Source organism: Parvibaculum sp., assembly GCF_039973015.1.
Lineage (GTDB): Bacteria > Pseudomonadota > Alphaproteobacteria > Parvibaculales > Parvibaculaceae > Parvibaculum.
Window position 1 is genome coordinate 1 of the sequence record NZ_JBDWLT010000012.1, and the last position, 14,072, is coordinate 14,072.

Annotated in this window: 16 protein-coding genes; 5 read left to right on the forward strand and 11 right to left on the reverse strand. The window is 62.9% G+C overall.

Annotation, left to right across the window (positions count from 1 at the left end; genetic code table 11):
• Positions 1-407: 407 nt before the first annotated feature.
• Positions 408-1,544, reverse strand: coding sequence for a ferritin-like domain-containing protein (locus ABJO61_RS14455; protein WP_348325391.1), 1,137 nt, complete (start codon positions 1,542-1,544; stop codon positions 408-410).
• A 287-nt stretch (positions 1,545-1,831) separates the two neighbouring features.
• Here ABJO61_RS14455 and ABJO61_RS14460 point away from each other — a divergent pair, with 287 nt between their 5' ends.
• Positions 1,832-2,659 (forward strand): alpha/beta hydrolase, encoded by an 828-nt coding sequence (locus ABJO61_RS14460; protein WP_348330741.1) that lies wholly within the window; start codon positions 1,832-1,834, stop codon positions 2,657-2,659.
• Positions 2,660-2,890: 231 nt separating this feature from the next.
• On the opposite strand, the gene ABJO61_RS14465 is transcribed toward ABJO61_RS14460, so the two are convergent.
• The 5 genes from ABJO61_RS14465 to ABJO61_RS14485 all read right to left on the reverse strand — a co-directional run bounded on the left by ABJO61_RS14465 (position 2,891) and on the right by ABJO61_RS14485 (position 6,383).
• The gene (locus ABJO61_RS14465) at positions 2,891-3,385 is read right to left on the reverse strand and encodes a response regulator (RefSeq protein ID WP_348327648.1); all 495 of its coding nucleotides are present in this window, start codon (positions 3,383-3,385) and stop codon (positions 2,891-2,893) included.
• Positions 3,382-3,939, reverse strand: a complete 558-nt coding sequence (locus tag ABJO61_RS14470) for a hypothetical protein (RefSeq protein ID WP_348327645.1) — start codon at positions 3,937-3,939, stop codon at positions 3,382-3,384. The genes ABJO61_RS14465 and ABJO61_RS14470 overlap by 4 nt, the downstream gene beginning before the upstream one ends.
• Positions 3,940-3,950: 11 nt before the next feature.
• A complete protein-coding gene (locus tag ABJO61_RS14475; protein ID WP_348327642.1) occupies positions 3,951-4,448 on the reverse strand; it encodes a response regulator in 498 nt (165 codons plus the stop codon).
• Positions 4,449-4,618: 170 nt separating this feature from the next.
• The gene (locus ABJO61_RS14480) at positions 4,619-5,506 is read right to left on the reverse strand and encodes a class I SAM-dependent methyltransferase (RefSeq protein WP_348327639.1); all 888 of its coding nucleotides are present in this window, start codon (positions 5,504-5,506) and stop codon (positions 4,619-4,621) included.
• A 52-nt stretch (positions 5,507-5,558) separates the two neighbouring features.
• The gene (locus ABJO61_RS14485; protein WP_348327636.1) at positions 5,559-6,383 is read right to left on the reverse strand and encodes a hypothetical protein; all 825 of its coding nucleotides are present in this window, start codon (positions 6,381-6,383) and stop codon (positions 5,559-5,561) included.
• A 113-nt stretch (positions 6,384-6,496) separates the two neighbouring features.
• Between ABJO61_RS14485 and ABJO61_RS14490 the strand changes: the two genes are divergently transcribed.
• Positions 6,497-6,973: an NUDIX domain-containing protein gene (locus ABJO61_RS14490; RefSeq protein ID WP_348327633.1), complete on the forward strand. Its 477-nt coding sequence runs from the start codon at positions 6,497-6,499 to the stop codon at positions 6,971-6,973.
• Between the two features lie 82 nt (positions 6,974-7,055).
• Complete coding sequence (locus ABJO61_RS14495; protein ID WP_348327629.1) at positions 7,056-7,424, forward strand: hypothetical protein; 369 nt, start codon at positions 7,056-7,058, stop codon at positions 7,422-7,424.
• A 2-nt stretch (positions 7,425-7,426) separates the two neighbouring features.
• On the opposite strand, the gene ABJO61_RS14500 is transcribed toward ABJO61_RS14495, so the two are convergent.
• From ABJO61_RS14500 to wrbA, 3 genes are all read right to left on the reverse strand, one after another.
• Positions 7,427-8,416: a glutathione S-transferase family protein gene (locus tag ABJO61_RS14500; protein WP_348327626.1), complete on the reverse strand. Its 990-nt coding sequence runs from the start codon at positions 8,414-8,416 to the stop codon at positions 7,427-7,429.
• 37 nt (positions 8,417-8,453) lie between these two features.
• Positions 8,454-9,164 (reverse strand): pirin family protein, encoded by a 711-nt coding sequence (locus ABJO61_RS14505; RefSeq protein ID WP_348327623.1) that lies wholly within the window; start codon positions 9,162-9,164, stop codon positions 8,454-8,456.
• Positions 9,165-9,329: 165 nt separating this feature from the next.
• Positions 9,330-9,941, reverse strand: a complete 612-nt coding sequence (gene wrbA / locus ABJO61_RS14510; protein ID WP_348327620.1) for an NAD(P)H:quinone oxidoreductase — start codon at positions 9,939-9,941, stop codon at positions 9,330-9,332.
• 123 nt (positions 9,942-10,064) lie between these two features.
• Here wrbA and ABJO61_RS14515 point away from each other — a divergent pair, with 123 nt between their 5' ends.
• Positions 10,065-10,976: a LysR family transcriptional regulator gene (locus ABJO61_RS14515; protein ID WP_348327617.1), complete on the forward strand. Its 912-nt coding sequence runs from the start codon at positions 10,065-10,067 to the stop codon at positions 10,974-10,976.
• A gap of 264 nt (positions 10,977-11,240) precedes the next feature.
• Here the strand turns inward: ABJO61_RS14515 and ABJO61_RS14520 are convergent, their stop codons facing one another.
• A complete protein-coding gene (locus ABJO61_RS14520; RefSeq protein ID WP_348327614.1) occupies positions 11,241-12,155 on the reverse strand; it encodes an SDR family NAD(P)-dependent oxidoreductase in 915 nt (304 codons plus the stop codon).
• Between the two features lie 352 nt (positions 12,156-12,507).
• On the opposite strand from ABJO61_RS14520, the gene ABJO61_RS14525 reads away from it, so the two are divergent.
• Complete coding sequence (locus ABJO61_RS14525) at positions 12,508-13,035, forward strand: N-acetyltransferase (RefSeq protein WP_348327611.1); 528 nt, start codon at positions 12,508-12,510, stop codon at positions 13,033-13,035.
• Positions 13,036-13,067: 32 nt separating this feature from the next.
• On the opposite strand, the gene ABJO61_RS14530 is transcribed toward ABJO61_RS14525, so the two are convergent.
• Positions 13,068-14,066: a zinc ABC transporter substrate-binding protein gene (locus ABJO61_RS14530; RefSeq protein ID WP_348327608.1), complete on the reverse strand. Its 999-nt coding sequence runs from the start codon at positions 14,064-14,066 to the stop codon at positions 13,068-13,070.
• Positions 14,067-14,072 lie beyond the last annotated feature (6 nt).

A 14,072-nucleotide genomic window follows, 5' to 3' on the forward strand; every position in this document is an offset into this window, starting at 1 on the left:
GCCGCTTCAACCTCCTCCTCGCCCTCTACAACAACACGCCCCGCAAATGCCTTGACTTCCGCACCCCCGCCGAACTCTTCTCGGAGAAACTGTTGCACTTCAAATGTGAATCCACATCCCGGCTTTCGCCGGGATGACACTTTTGTTTTTGCGAGCCCCCGCCCCAAACCGTCTTCGACGGACTGGCCTTGCGCTTGCGCTCCAGGCGTTCGAGGCTCGAAAAGGTCCACCGGACCTTTTCGCTTGCTGTGCAAGACGCCTCTCACCCCACAAGGGGAGGGTGGGATGGCTAGCTCATAGTAAAAAGGGCGGCAACCGGAGTTGCCGCCCTTCATAGGCAAAGGCGTGGATGGCCCGGTGATCCCGGCTTTCGCCGGGACAGGCCCGGGCCATGACGTGACGGGGTGTTATTCAGCCGCCGACATGCGGTCGAGCGAGTAGGCGCCGCCGCCCTGGCCGTTCAGCTGGCGCAGGAACTTGATGCCTTCTTCCGCGATGTCGTCGCCGATCATGCGGTCGCCCTCGCCATAGAGTTCCTTCATGTCGATGAAGGCGGCGTAGTTCATGGCCGTGCGGTCGGTGATGATGCCGGCTTTCAGGAGCGTCTTGATCAGCACCCGGAAGATATTGCTCGATTCCTGCATCTCTTCGCGGATATTCGAATCCGTCATGGCTTCCATGAAGGCGCCCTGCACCCATTCCCAGTCGAGACCGACGGCGACATAGATGTGCTTCTTCTGCTCGGGGCTGCCGAGATTGAAGAGCAGTACCTGGAAGACTTCCCAGGCCCAGTCTTCGATGGCGTCGCGCTCTTCCGTCTTCAGGTTCGGAATGGTGCGGTCCGCCCAGATCTTCCCGAACTTATGGTGGAAGGCTTCATCCGTCATGGTGAGCTGCATCAGCTTCACCATGAGGGGGTCGCGGCCATATTTGTAGAAGGAGGCGAAGGCGCCCATTGCGAGGCCTTCGACCAGCATCTGCATGCCGACGAGCTTCTTCCAGACGAGCGGCGTGTTGACGAGTTCGGTGAGAACGTCGCCCAGTGCAGGACCAACGCCCACGGGCTTGCCCCAGCGCGCCTTGATGTAATTCGAGAAGCCCGCGACGTGACGTGCTTCCTCGCGGGTCTGGTTGGCGGCATATTCCTGCGCGCCCGGATCCTTCAGGATGTGGCAGAGGCTCGCCGACAGCGCGAGGGCACCCGCTTCGCCATGAAGAATGGAGGAGAGCCCCCACTGCACATCCATGTTGACGAGCTTGATCTTCTGCTTCTCGTCGAGCTTGTCCTTCACCGCCGTCTTCAGGTCGGTGTTCTGCTCGGGATCGATCAGATACTCGTTTTCCATGTCGAAGGGCTGGGAGAAATCGACATACTTCTTGTCTTGCGGATCCCAGAAATGGTCGTGCGTCGCGGAAATGATCTTGTCGAATGCGGTCGAACGATTGCCGTAACGGTCGACTTCCATCATTGCGGGGAAGTCGTCCGGGGCGACGGCCTCATAGGCCGAGTCGACGGTGATGTTGGTGGTGATCTTGCCGGTCATGGTTCCTCCTGCTTCTCGGGATGCAGAAAGGCTCCAGACCATTTTCAAGGCAGGTGGAATACCTGCCGGTTCGGAAAATGGCCCAGATCATCGAGCGACGAGCAGATTTTCGTGACCGGATGAAAACGATCCAGTCATCATCTGCTCTGGCCTCCAGCTCCCTTGTCCTCGAATATCAATATAGGCGTGAGGGTTAAGGGACGCAAAAAATAATGACGCCTTCGTCATTTTTATTGCCAAGCTGATGCAAGACTGGCGGAATCTGGCGCTTTCGAGAGGGGATGAAAATGAGAAAAGACAAGGCCGAGACGGCGCATGGGACGCTCGCCTATATGGAGAGCGAGGGCCTCGAAGGCGAAAGCGCGGGCCCGGCCGTGCTGTTCATTCACGGCAACTCTTCGTGCAAGGAGATGTTCGCCAAGCAGTTCGAGGCACCGATGGCGAAGCGCTACCGCTTCATCGCTTTCGACCTGCCGGGACATGGCGAAAGCAGCGACGCGCCGGACCCGGCGCTCACCTATTCGATCCACGGCTTTGCCGATGCGGCGATGGCGCTGATGGAGGCGCTGAAGGTGGAGCGCGCTGTGGTGATGGGCTGGTCGCTCGGCGGACATGCGGCGCTCGAAATGCTGGAACGCTGGCCGGGCACGATCGCTGCCTGGATCACCGGCACGCCGCCCGCGGGCGGCGCCGACATGGCGGACGGGTTTTTGCCGACAGAGGAGATGGGCCTCACCTTCAAGGCGGAATTCACGGAAGAGGATGCGCGCACGCAAGTGCGTGGCGGGCTTGGCCAGAGCGTCGAAATGGAGCCCTGGATGCTGGCGGCGGCCTTGCGCGCGGATGGACGCTTTCGCCCGATGATGCTGCAATCGGCGATGGAGGGACGCGACGGCGACGGGCGCAAGATCGCGGAGACGGCGCCGCAGCCGCTCGCGGTCGTGACGGGCGGGGCGGAGCCCTATGTGAACAATGCGTTCCTCGAACGTGTCGGCTATCGCAATCTCTGGGACGGGAAGGTGCATGTGCTCGACGGGCTCGGCCATTCACCATTCCGGGAAGCGCCGGAGGTTTTCAATCCGCTGTTCGAGCGTTTTCTCGACGAGGTGAGCTGAGGGAGAGTTTGCGCCGCCCCCGCCCCGAAATTCGGTGCGCTTCGCTTCCAAATTTCGACCCTCCCCAAGGGGAGGGTGGGCGGCTGTTGTTATGTTGCATGGCATCTTTCAAACAAGATTGAGACGCGCGTAAAACACAGAAAACACGTTTTTCTTCCTACCCTCCCCTTGGGGAGGGTCGAAAAATTCGGAAGAATTTTTCGGGGCGGGGGCAGAATGAAGATAGGGAGTTCAACTGCGCCTTGCATCGAGGGAGCGTTTGGGCGAGGGGCCGCGATAACCCGGCTTGTCCAGGAAATGAACCGGCTTCGACACGGCGGCGACGATTGCCTCATACAGCGTGTCGGCGGAAAGCGGCTTGGTGAGATAGTCCGTCACGCCCTGATCGCGCGCATGGGTGACATTCTCGCGCCCGGCATGACCGGAGATCATGAGAATCGGCACATCGGGATTGGCGTTGCCGCCCGCTTCCACCGCGCGGATACGGCGCGTCATTTCATAGCCGTCCATCGGCACCATCGCGCCGTCGGTGATGATGATGTCGGGACGCCGGGCGGCAAAGGCGGCAAGACCCTTTTCGCCGTCGCGCGCGACAGCGATGTGAACGATACCCATCGACTCCAGAAGGGCAACGAGAAGACGCTGCATTTCAACGCTGTCCTCGACCACGAGTATCTTCAGCTTACAGAAGAAGTCTTCGTCTGCTCTGGTCGGGATTTCGTTCATCCCCGTTTTCTCTGGCTGCCGCGTTCGCTGACATCCGAACCGATCAGCCGGTCGAGCGCATTCAGCGTTTCCGTGGTGATGGCGGGGTCGGTTCCGGGATTTTCGAGCGCGTCGCGGATCGCATCGACATGGAAATTGACGACGGTGCCGTCATTCCAGTCTCCGTCGCGCGAGTGTTCGACGTAGCGGCAAAGCGAATCCGCGAACTGCCCGACAATGGCGTAGCCGAAGGTTCCCGCGAGGCCGCGCATGTCATGCGCCAGCATATAGAAACGCTCGCGCGCTTCCTTGTCGCCCCGGCAGGCGGGCTCGACGAGGATCTGGAGCATGGCGATCTGCGATTTCAGCGAGTCGGCATATTTCGTTTCGAGTTCGCGGATCGTCGTCTGCATCTGTTCGAGGACGCGCGGGTCGAGGCGCATCGGTGCAACATAATCCGACCCGAGCTTGCGTTCCGCGATGGAGGGGACGCGAATGAAGCGGACGTCGAGAGGCGGCGCTTCCTCGCGCGCTTCATCGCCGGCCAGTCTGGAGAGGGGTCTGCGTTCGATCATGGGTGTGCACCTCAGAGCAGGGCGATCGAATTGCGCCGGTCGTCGCCCTTGAAGGGGCGTTCGCGGCGGCGCCGGTCCGGCCCGCGATAGGTCGGCGTCTCGACGAACTGGCGAGGCCGGTCGAGCACCTGGATCAGACGCTCGTAGAGACCGCGGGCGGAAATGGGCTTGGAGAGAAACTCGCTGATGCCGATATCGCGGGCGCGCTCGACGGAGGCAATGTCGGTGTGGCCCGAAACCATGATGATCGGCACCATGCCAAGGGCGTGGCCCCGGATGCTGCGCAGCTTGCTGGCGAAGGAAAAGCCGTCCATCGGCATCATCGCGGCATCCGTAATGATGAGGTCGGGTTCTTTCGTATGGACGATGGAGAGAGCTTCGTCACCGTCGATGGCGAGAAGCACTTCCTTGACGCCAAGCGCCTGGAGCAGCGTCATCAGGAGATGGCGCATATAGGCGCTGTCATCCACGACGAGAATCGTCAGCTTTTCAAAAAGAGCTACAGACATCGAACCCCCGCTTGCTTGCCTGCGTTGTGCAGCACGGGGTGCGGATTGCCCCCCGCGCTCCCCCATGTGTCTCAACCTTAACGGGAAGGTCTTAACAAAAGGGAACCGGGAAGCGGCGGAAAGCCGCGCGTTTGCGGCTTTGGCGGTTCAGGGATGGTTAAGGAACGGGCTCAGGCGCGGGCCGAAACGAGCCAGACCGCACCGCCGAGCCGGACCTCGCCATCGGAGACATGACCGGCGAGCGCCTCGCGTACGGCATCCGCCGCGCGGGTTTTCGTCTCGTCCGGCAGTTCCTTGAGGGCGCGCGAAAGCGGACCGATTTCGAGCGTCTGTTCCAATGCCGCCCCGACCGGATCATCGCCACGGCCAAGCGAAAGCGAGGCGTCGAAAGCCTCGATGGCGATGTCGCGATAGCCCGCATCCTTGAGGACGCCGCGGAAGCGATCGGGGTCGGCGAAGGCGAAGGGACCGGGCGTGCCGGGCAGGGGCGGCTCCTGCGGCGGGAGATGGGGCAGGGCGGCGAAGAAGGGCACGGAGACCCAGCCGTTTTCCTTCATCGGCCGCCAGCAGACGAAGGCGATGCGGCCGGACGTTCCGAGCGAGGGCTTCATATGCGAGAAGGCGGCGACGGGATCGGCGAAGAACATGATGCCGAAGCGGGAGACGAGAAGATCGAAGGCGCCTGCGCCGAAATCATGCGTGGCGGCATCGGCCAGCATGAATTCCGCATGGCCGCCGGATGTCCCGGCGCGTTCCTCTGCCCGCTTCCGGGCGCGCGCGATCATGGGGCCGGAAATGTCGACGCCGAGGGCATGGCCCGCGGGGCCCGCATGCTCCGCCGCCTCGAAGGTCGTCGCGCCGCAACCGCAGCCGATATCCATGAGGCGTTCACCGGGCTTGATGTCGGCAAGTTCGAGCACCGCGCTGGAGAAGGGCTGGAGCATGGCGTCCAGCTTGTCCTGATAACGCGCCCAGCGTTCTCCCGCATCGCCGTTCCAGTAGTCGATCTGATCGGCGTTGGGGCCGCTTGCGGCGAGGGGGGTGGCGGGTGTCGTCATGGGGCTCTCCTCCGGTGGGAGCCCTTCTTTAGCACGAAACCGGCAGGCGAGGTCAGTCCGGGCTTTTGGTTTCGGCTTCGGCTTCGGTTTCGTTTTTGGGGGACCGGCTTTCGAGGCGCTCGGCGAGGGCGCGGAGCTTGTCCTCGACGGCGTCCATGCCGAGTTCATATTCGGTGCGCGGGGCGGGCGCATCGTCATCGGCGCCGGTCGGCAGGCGGGTTTCTATGGCGTGGCTTCCCGCCAGTTCGCGGAGCCGGGCGAGACGGTCGGAGATGAGGGCGGCGTGGTCGGCGAAACGCTCGCTGACGGTGAAGGCGCGCTCGCGGGCCTTTACAAGTTCGGCGGCGATTGCCTCGATCTCGGCGTCGCTGGCAAAGGCGTCGCGGGGTGGCGAGAGGGAAAGCCCCGCCTCGCCGGTGGTGAGGTTCGCGACCTGAATGGCGATGCCGGAGCGGCCATCGCCATCGAGGGGGATATCGAAGGTGGTGAGTGTGCCGCCGATGCGCCGGCCCGCGATCAGGTTCACGCGGTTATGCGAGGCGGAACCGGCGATGGCGTCGATCTCGGCGCGGAGGTCGTCATAACGGCCGGCGAGAAGCGCGCGGCGGCCATGATCCTCGCTTGAAGCGGCGTCGCGCACCAGATCGGCGGCCTCGCGCAGGCGCTCGGCGATGGCGTCCATAGCGAGGACGGCGGTTTCGATGGTGGAGAGGGCGGTGGCGATATGCTGGCCGAGTTCGGCGGCCGACAGCGAGCCTGCCGCGTTGCCGCGAATGCGCAGCGCGCGCTGAACCGCCTCCGGCGTCACCGAAGGCGTTTCCTCGGCGGACGGCGCAATGTCGCGCCGGCCCCGCAATCGCGAGAGAATGCCCATCATCTTTTGCCCAAGCCCATGCCTTGCCAGCTTCCGCATGGAAACCGGCGTGCGGGGTGAGACTAGCGCGGAGAATATTGACGAGGTCTAAAGGAGGCTCATGTTAGGTTTCGTCCATGCTTCACCCCAGCGCGATCATCTGGAAAATCGGCCGACCTCTCCTGCGCCTCTACTGGCGGGTGAGCCGCCCGCTGACGGCGGGTGTGCGGGGCATGGTGTTCGATGAGCGGGGCCATGTGCTGCTGGTGCGCCACACCTATATTCCGGGCTGGTATCTGCCGGGGGGTGGCGTGGAGCGCGGCGAGACCATGCTGACCTCGCTGCGGCGCGAGCTGGAAGAGGAAGCGGGCGTCATGCTCACCGGCGAGGCGCGGCTTCATGGGCTCTATGCGAATTTCCGCGAGTTCAAATCCGACCATGTGGCGCTTTATGTGGTGGCGCATGGCGACTATGAGCACGAGCCCCGTCGCTCGCTGGAAATCGCGGAGAGCGGTTTTTATGCGCCGGATGCGCTGCCGGAGGGCATTACGCCCTCGACGGCGCGGCGGATTGCGGAAGTGTGCGAAGGGCACCGGCCGGACGAGCTCTGGTAACGCCCAGGCGCGCGAGAAAGCGGCGGCGGTCCCTTTTTCGCCCAAATTTTCGGACTAGCTGATGTTCCGACCGGAGGACGCCATGAGAAAAATGCTCGTGACAGGATTTATCGCCATCGCCCTCGCGCTGGGGAGCACGCCCGCATTTGCGCAGGACGAGGTGAACTGGCAGGCGCTGCCGCAGGAAAAGGCGGCGCTTCAGGCACTCGACACGCAGCAGACGCGCGCGCTGCGAAATTCGGTACGCCATTGCGACGATCTCGGACGCGCGGACCATTCGGGCACGCCTTGCGTGTTTCTCGATCTGGACCGTGTGATGCGGCAAAGCGAGGAACCGGCGCTCAAGGCCTATCACTTCGCGCTGCCGCGCCACATGCGCTACGACGAAGCGCGCAATCAGGGCGCTGCCATCGAGCGGGTGAAGAAATTGCGCGCGGACGCGCTCGACTGACGTTAGCGCAAGCGCGCCCTGTCATGCGGCGCATCGAGGTCGAGGACAGGCCCGGCGGGGACGATGCCCGTCGGGTTGATCGTCTTGTGGCTGCCGTAATAGTGCTGCTTGATGTGGGTGAAGTTGACCGTCTCCGCGATGCCGGGCATCTGATATAGCTCGCGCAGATAGTTCGAGAGGTTCGGGTAGTCGGCGATGCGGCGCAGGTTGCACTTGAAGTGCGAATAGTAGACGGCGTCGAAGCGCACAAGCGTGGTGAAGAGGCGCCAGTCGGCTTCGGTGAGGCGGGAGCCCGCGAGATAACGCTGCCTGGCGAGGCGGGCCTCCAGCCTGTCCAGTTCCTCGAAGAGGGCGGCGACTTCCTTGTCATAGACGGATTGTCCGGTGGCGAAGCCCGCCTTGTAGACGCCGTTGTTCACCTTGTCGTAGACGGCGGCGTTCACGTCGTCGATTTCGGCGCGCAATTCCTCTGGGTAGAAGTCCAGCTCGGCATTGACGCCTTCGATCTCGTCAAAGGCTGAGTTCAGCATACGGATGATCTCTGCTGATTCATTGGTGACGATGGTGTTTTTCTTCTTGTCCCAGAGCACAGGCACGGTGACGCGGCCCGTATAGTCCGGGTCGGCGGCGAGATAGACCTCGTAGAGCTTCGTCTTGCGGTTCACGAAATCGGGAATGGTGTCTTCGTCCGCATCGTTGAGCGTCCAGCCTTCTTCCAGCATCAGAGGATCGACGATGGAGAGCGAAATCTTGTCCTCAAGCCCTTTCAGCTTGCGCAAGACGAGGGTGCGATGCGCCCAGGGGCAGGCGAGCGAGACATAGAGATGGTAGCGCCCGGCTTCCGCCTCGAAGCCGCCCTTGCCTGAAGGACCGGGCGCGCCGTCTTTCGTGACCCAGTTGCGGAAGGCGGACTCCTGCCGTTTGAACGCGCCGCCGGTCGACTTGGTGTCGTACCACTTGTCGGTCCATTTGCCTTCGACGAGGAGTCCCATCGTTTTTCCTTCCGTTCCTGTTCTCTTTTGTAGCGGATCACTCTTCAGGCGGCAGGTCGACAAGTACGATCTCGGCATCGTCGAGTGCGCGGATGGTGAGCTTTTCGACATCACGGATCGCGGCGCCGGAGCGCTCGGAGACCTCGATGCCGTTCACTTCCACCCGGCCCTTCGCGGGCACGAGATAGGCGAGGCGGCCCTTGCCGATGAGATGGGTCACTTGCGTGCCCGCGTCCAGCGTCGCGCCGAGAACTTCCGCATCCTGCGCGATCCAGAGCGCTTCGGCCGGGGCATCGGTCTTGCCGCTGGCGAGCGGCACGAGCCTGCCCTTGCGGTCCTCCTTCGGGAAGGCGGCCGTTTCCCAGCGGGGCGTGACGCCCTGACGGTTCGGCTCGATCCAGATCTGGAAGATGCGGGCGTCCTCGTCTTCGAGATTCCATTCCGCATGCTGGATGCCGCGGCCCGCCGACATGACCTGAACATCGCCCGCAACGGTGCGGCCTTCATTGTTCATGTGATCGCGATGGGTGATCGCGCCTTCGCGGACATAGGTGATGATTTCCATGTCGCGATGGGGATGGGGCGGGAAGCCCGTCTTCGCCTGAATGAGATCGTCATTCCAGACGCGCAAGCTACCCCAGCCCATGCGGGCCGGATCATGATAGCCCGCGAAGGAGAAGTGATGCTTCGCGGTGAGCCAGCCATGCTCGGCGCCGCCAAGACTGTCGAAATCGCGGATATCGATCATCGTCTTCTTCCTTTCCGTGAATGGCTTTCCGTGAATGGCAGGGCCCGGCCGGGCGAGGGAGGAGGGGGGTGACCCGGCCGGGCCCGACGATCCGGTACGCGCTTACAGATGCACCCGGATCGTCTCAGGTTCGTGTTGTTCGCATTGCACCTGTCAGGGCACCTGTCAGGCGGCGAGCTTTGCCGCGATGGAAGCGACATGCGCGCCCTGCTTGCGGGCAAGCGAGAGTTCCTTCTCGCTCGGCTGGCGGCTGCCATCGCCGCCTGCGAGCGTCGAGGCGCCATAAGGCGAGCCGCCGCGCACTTCGGAAATGTCGAACAGTTCCTCGCCGACCGAATAAGGCAGGCCGACGATCACCATGCCGTGGTGAATGAGCGTCGAGTGGAACGAGGTGATGGTCGTCTCGTTGCCGGCGCCCGTGCCTGTCGAGGTGAAGACGGAGCCCGCCTTGCCCGCGAGCGCACCCTTTTGCCAAAGGCCACCCGTCTGGTCGAGGAAGGTCCGCATCTGGCCTGTCATGTTGCCGAAGCGGGTCGGCGTTCCGAAGATCACCGCGTCGTAGTCGGCGAGTTCCTGCGGGGTGGCGACAGGCGCTTCCTGTTCCACCTTCATGCCCGCATTTTTCATCGCCTCTTCAGGCATGGTTTCGGGCACGCGCTTCACGGTTACTTCCGTGTTGGCGGCGGAAGCCGCACCTTTGGCAACGGCATATGCCAGCGTTTCGATGTGGCCATAGGCGCTGTGGTAGAGCACCAGGATTTTCGTCTTCTTGCTCATCTGTCCCTCCTTTTTGGGGTGCCCCTGATGGGCGATCGCTGAATTCGATAAGACCTATGTAATTGATCTTTTCTGAGAGATAATCAGGTCCAACTGGAACAAATTGTTTCTCATAGGTGAACAATGACGGTGGACCTCAACGGCTACGCGGTATTCGCGAAAGTGGCGGAAACGGGCGGTTTCACGGCTGCCGCCGAAGTTCTGGGCCTTTCCAAATCCATGGTGAGCCGCCATGTCTCGACCCTTGAAGACCAGCTCGGCGTGCGCCTTCTCAACCGGACGACGCGGCGGATCAGCCTCACCGAGGCGGGAACGGTCGTATTCGAGCGGGCGCAACGCATCGTCTCGGAAGCGCAAGAAGCGGCGGAGGAGGCGACCTGCGTCGAAGGGGCGGTGCGCGGCCTGCTCCGTATCAACGCGCCGATGACATTCGGTATCCGTCAGCTCGGGGCGGTGATGCCCGAGTTTCTGGCGCGTTACCCCGAACTCAATGTGGATCTTGTGCTGAACGACCGGCGGGTCGACCTGATCGAGGAAGGCTTCGACGTCAGCTTGCGCATTTCGGCGCTACAGGATTCGAGCCTGATCGCGCGGCAGCTCGCGCCCGTCGAGCGCTACATCGTGGGCGCGCCTTCCTATTTCGAGAAGCACGGGGTACCGAAGCGCCCGGCCGATCTCGCCGACCATTCATTCCTTCTCTACACGCTGCTTTCACGGCCCAATCTTCTCGAATTGACGAATGGCGAGGGGAAAAGCGAGCAGACGGAGCTGAAGGGCCGCTTCCTCTGCAACAATGCCGACGCCATGCTCGACATGATGCTGGCGGGAACGGGGCTCACCTTTTCACCGGACTTCATCGCCCATGAGTATTTGAAAAGCGGCGCGCTGGTGCGCGTGCTTCAGGACTGGACGGTGCCTGCGCTGACGCTGCACGCAATCTATCCGCATTCGCGGCATCTGGCGGCGAAGGTGCGAGCGTTCATCGATTTCGCGGCGGAGAAGTTCGGGCCGGGGAAGGCGCCTTGGGTGGGGTGATCGTCGCTGCGCTTGCCATCCCGAGCACCCTCCCCCTGTGGGAGGGTCTAAAAATCCGTGAGGATTTTTAGGGGAGGGGTTCTCCGCCATCGGTGGATGACTCGCCTGCCGTTTCCTCCACTTGCCCCTCCCCGAAATTCGCTTCGCTGCGCTTGCGACTTTCGACCCTCCCACAGGGGGAGGGTGGGCCAGATGGAGAGGTTGTTCATTGCATGGAAAAGGCGGGCACTTGGCCCGCCTTTTCGTTTCGGTATCTCGTGAAACCTAGACCGGCTCCCACGTAAAGACGGAGGCCGTGGCGCCGAGATCCGTGTAGCCGCCTTCCATGGCCGGGATGCCGTGAGAGAGGATCGTTTCCGGCGTCCAGCCATCGATCCGTGCGACGGACTTCACAGGCCGGGGCTGCGAGAAGAGCACGATCTCGTTGCCGCGGACGGAAAAGATCTGGCCGCTCGTCTTGCATTCCGGCGAGGCCAGCGCGACGGAGAAATTCGCGACCTGCTCGGCGCGCATCGCATTCTTCATGCGGTCGACGCGCTGGGCCGATGCCTCGTCCTTCACGGGGATGGTCGCGATCATGCGCGTCCAGGCGAAGGGCGCGATGATGTTGGAGCGCACGTTCTTCTTCTCGCCTTCCATGGCGATGATGCGCGACAAGCCCGCAATGCCCATCTTGGCGGCGGCGTAGTTCGCCTGACCGATATTGCCGATGAGGCCGGAGGTCGAGGTGAAGAGAACGAAGCTGCCTTCTTCCTGCTCGCGAAAATGATTGATGGCCGCGCGCGTGATGTTGTAGCTGCCCTTGAGATGCACTTCGAGGACGGCGTCCCAATCTTCGTCCGGCATCTTGTGGAACATGCCGTCGCGCAGGATGCCTGCGGGGCTGATAATCGAGTGGAGGCCGCCGAAGGTGTCGAGCGCCTGTTCGATCATGTTTTCCGCGCCGGACTTCAGCGAGACGCTGTCGGAGTTGGCGACGGCTTCGCCGCCCGCCTTCTTGATTTCATCGACGGTCTTCTGCGCGGCGCTCGCATCGCCCGCATCGCCGCCCTTCACGCTGCCGCCGAGATCGTTCACGACGACCTTTGCGCCCTGCGCCGCCGCGATCATCGCGCATTCCTTGCCGATGCCGCCCGCGGCGCCGGTGACGAGTACGACCTTGCCTTCCAGAATTCCCATGACGCTCTCCCTGTCGGTCCGGTGTGTGCTTGTTTGCGGGGAAGCTAGCCGGGGCCAAGCAGCCATTCCAGCCTTTTTAGCCCCGAAGGGGGCATTGGGGCCCGCCAAAGCCGCTTTACGGGGAGGAATTACCGTGCTATCCGCCTTTTCCTTCGGAGCAAGGCTCCGGCCAGAGGATTTTGTGAAATGGCGCGGTTCATGTCGCAGCGACGACGAGAGACGGCTCGGGGCCTTCGAGGCCTCGCGCAAATGCGCGCCCGCACGATCCTCTCTTTCGCCTGAGCGCGGAAGCGATAGTGACGGGTGAGCGTTTCTCACCTCTCTCCATCCGCTGCCAGTCGAGATAAACCCCATGTTTGAAATCGAAGCCGAGCGGCCTGAACACGGGCCTGCCATTGAAGCGCTGCTGGACCTTTCCTTCGGCCCCGGCCGCTATGCCAAGGCGGCGCAGCGGCTGCGCGAAGGCAACAAGGCGGTGCCGGCGCTTTGCTATGTCGCCTTTTCGGGCGAGGGCGAGAAGCGGCGGATGGTGGGGGCGTTGAGCTTCTGGCCGGTTGTCATTGGCGGGGTGCCGGGGCTGATGCTCGGGCCGCTTGCGGTCGACCCCGAATTGCGGGGCAAGGGCTGCGGCATTGCGCTGATGGAAAAGGGGCTCACGGACGCGAAGAAGCTCGGTTACCGGCTGGTGATCCTTGTCGGCGATGCGCCCTATTATGCGCGGGTCGGATTCGGCCCGGTGCCTTACGGGCGGCTGACCATGCCGGGGCCGGTGGACCCGTCGCGGCTGCTCTACCGCGAACTCGATATCGGCGCGTTCGGGCAGGCGAAGGGCGCGATCACGAAGCCGCAGGATGCGGCTTCCCCCCACCCGGAACGCTGACACGTTCCGACCTCCCCGCGAGGGGGAGGTGTTCAATTTTTCTGCATGGCGGCGATGAGGACAGGCACATTGTGCCTGAATATGGCGACGTAAGTCGGCGCGGCTCCGTCCGGCTTCGAGAGTGCATCGGAATAAAGCGTGCCGCCATCTTCCGCGCCGGTTTCGCGCGCGATCGTTTCCATCATGCGCGGGTCCGACATGTTCTCGAGGAAGAGGGCGCGGATCTTCTCCTGGCGGATGCGATCGACGAGACGGGCAAGCGCTTCGGCGCTCGGCTCGGCCATGCTGGCGACGCCGAGGGCGGAAATGAACTCGATGCGGTAGGCGTCGCCGAAATAGCCGAAGGCATCATGCGTGGTGATGACCTTGCGCTTTTCCTGCGGGACTTTCGCAAGCTCGCCGCGGACCCAGCCATCGAGCTTTTTCAGTTCGGTGATGTAGCTCTCGGCATTGGCCTGATAGACGAGGGCGTTGTCCGGGTCTTTTTCGGCGAGCGCACCGGCGATGTTCTGCACATAGACGATGCCGTTGCGCAGGTTCTGCCAGGCATGGGGGTCGAAGTCGTGCGCGGCTTCCGGGTAGCCGTCTTCGTCATGGCCCTTGTGGTCATGATCGTGGTCTTCATCGTCGTGATCGTGGGCATGTTTTTCTTCTTCCGACAGGCGGCGCGGATTAATGCCGAAGCTGGCGGTTACGTATTTCGCCTTCGTGCCGGAAGCGGCGGCGAGGCGAACCATCCAGGGCTCGAAGCCGAGGCCGTTCATCACCAGCAGATCGGCGTCGGCAAGTGCGCTCGCATCGGCCGGGCCCGGCTCGAAGCTATGCGCATCGCCATCCGGGCCGACAAGCACGGTCACATCGGCATTGCTGCCCGCGACGTTTCTCACCATGTCGCCCAGGATCGAGAAGCTTGCGACGACTTTCAGCGGTTCCGCGCTGGCGGGGAGGGCGAGAGCGAACGAAAGAGCGAGTGCGAGGCAGGCCAGAGCAAGACGAGACAGGGTAAGACGAGACAGGGCGAGCTTCTTCATGGGGCA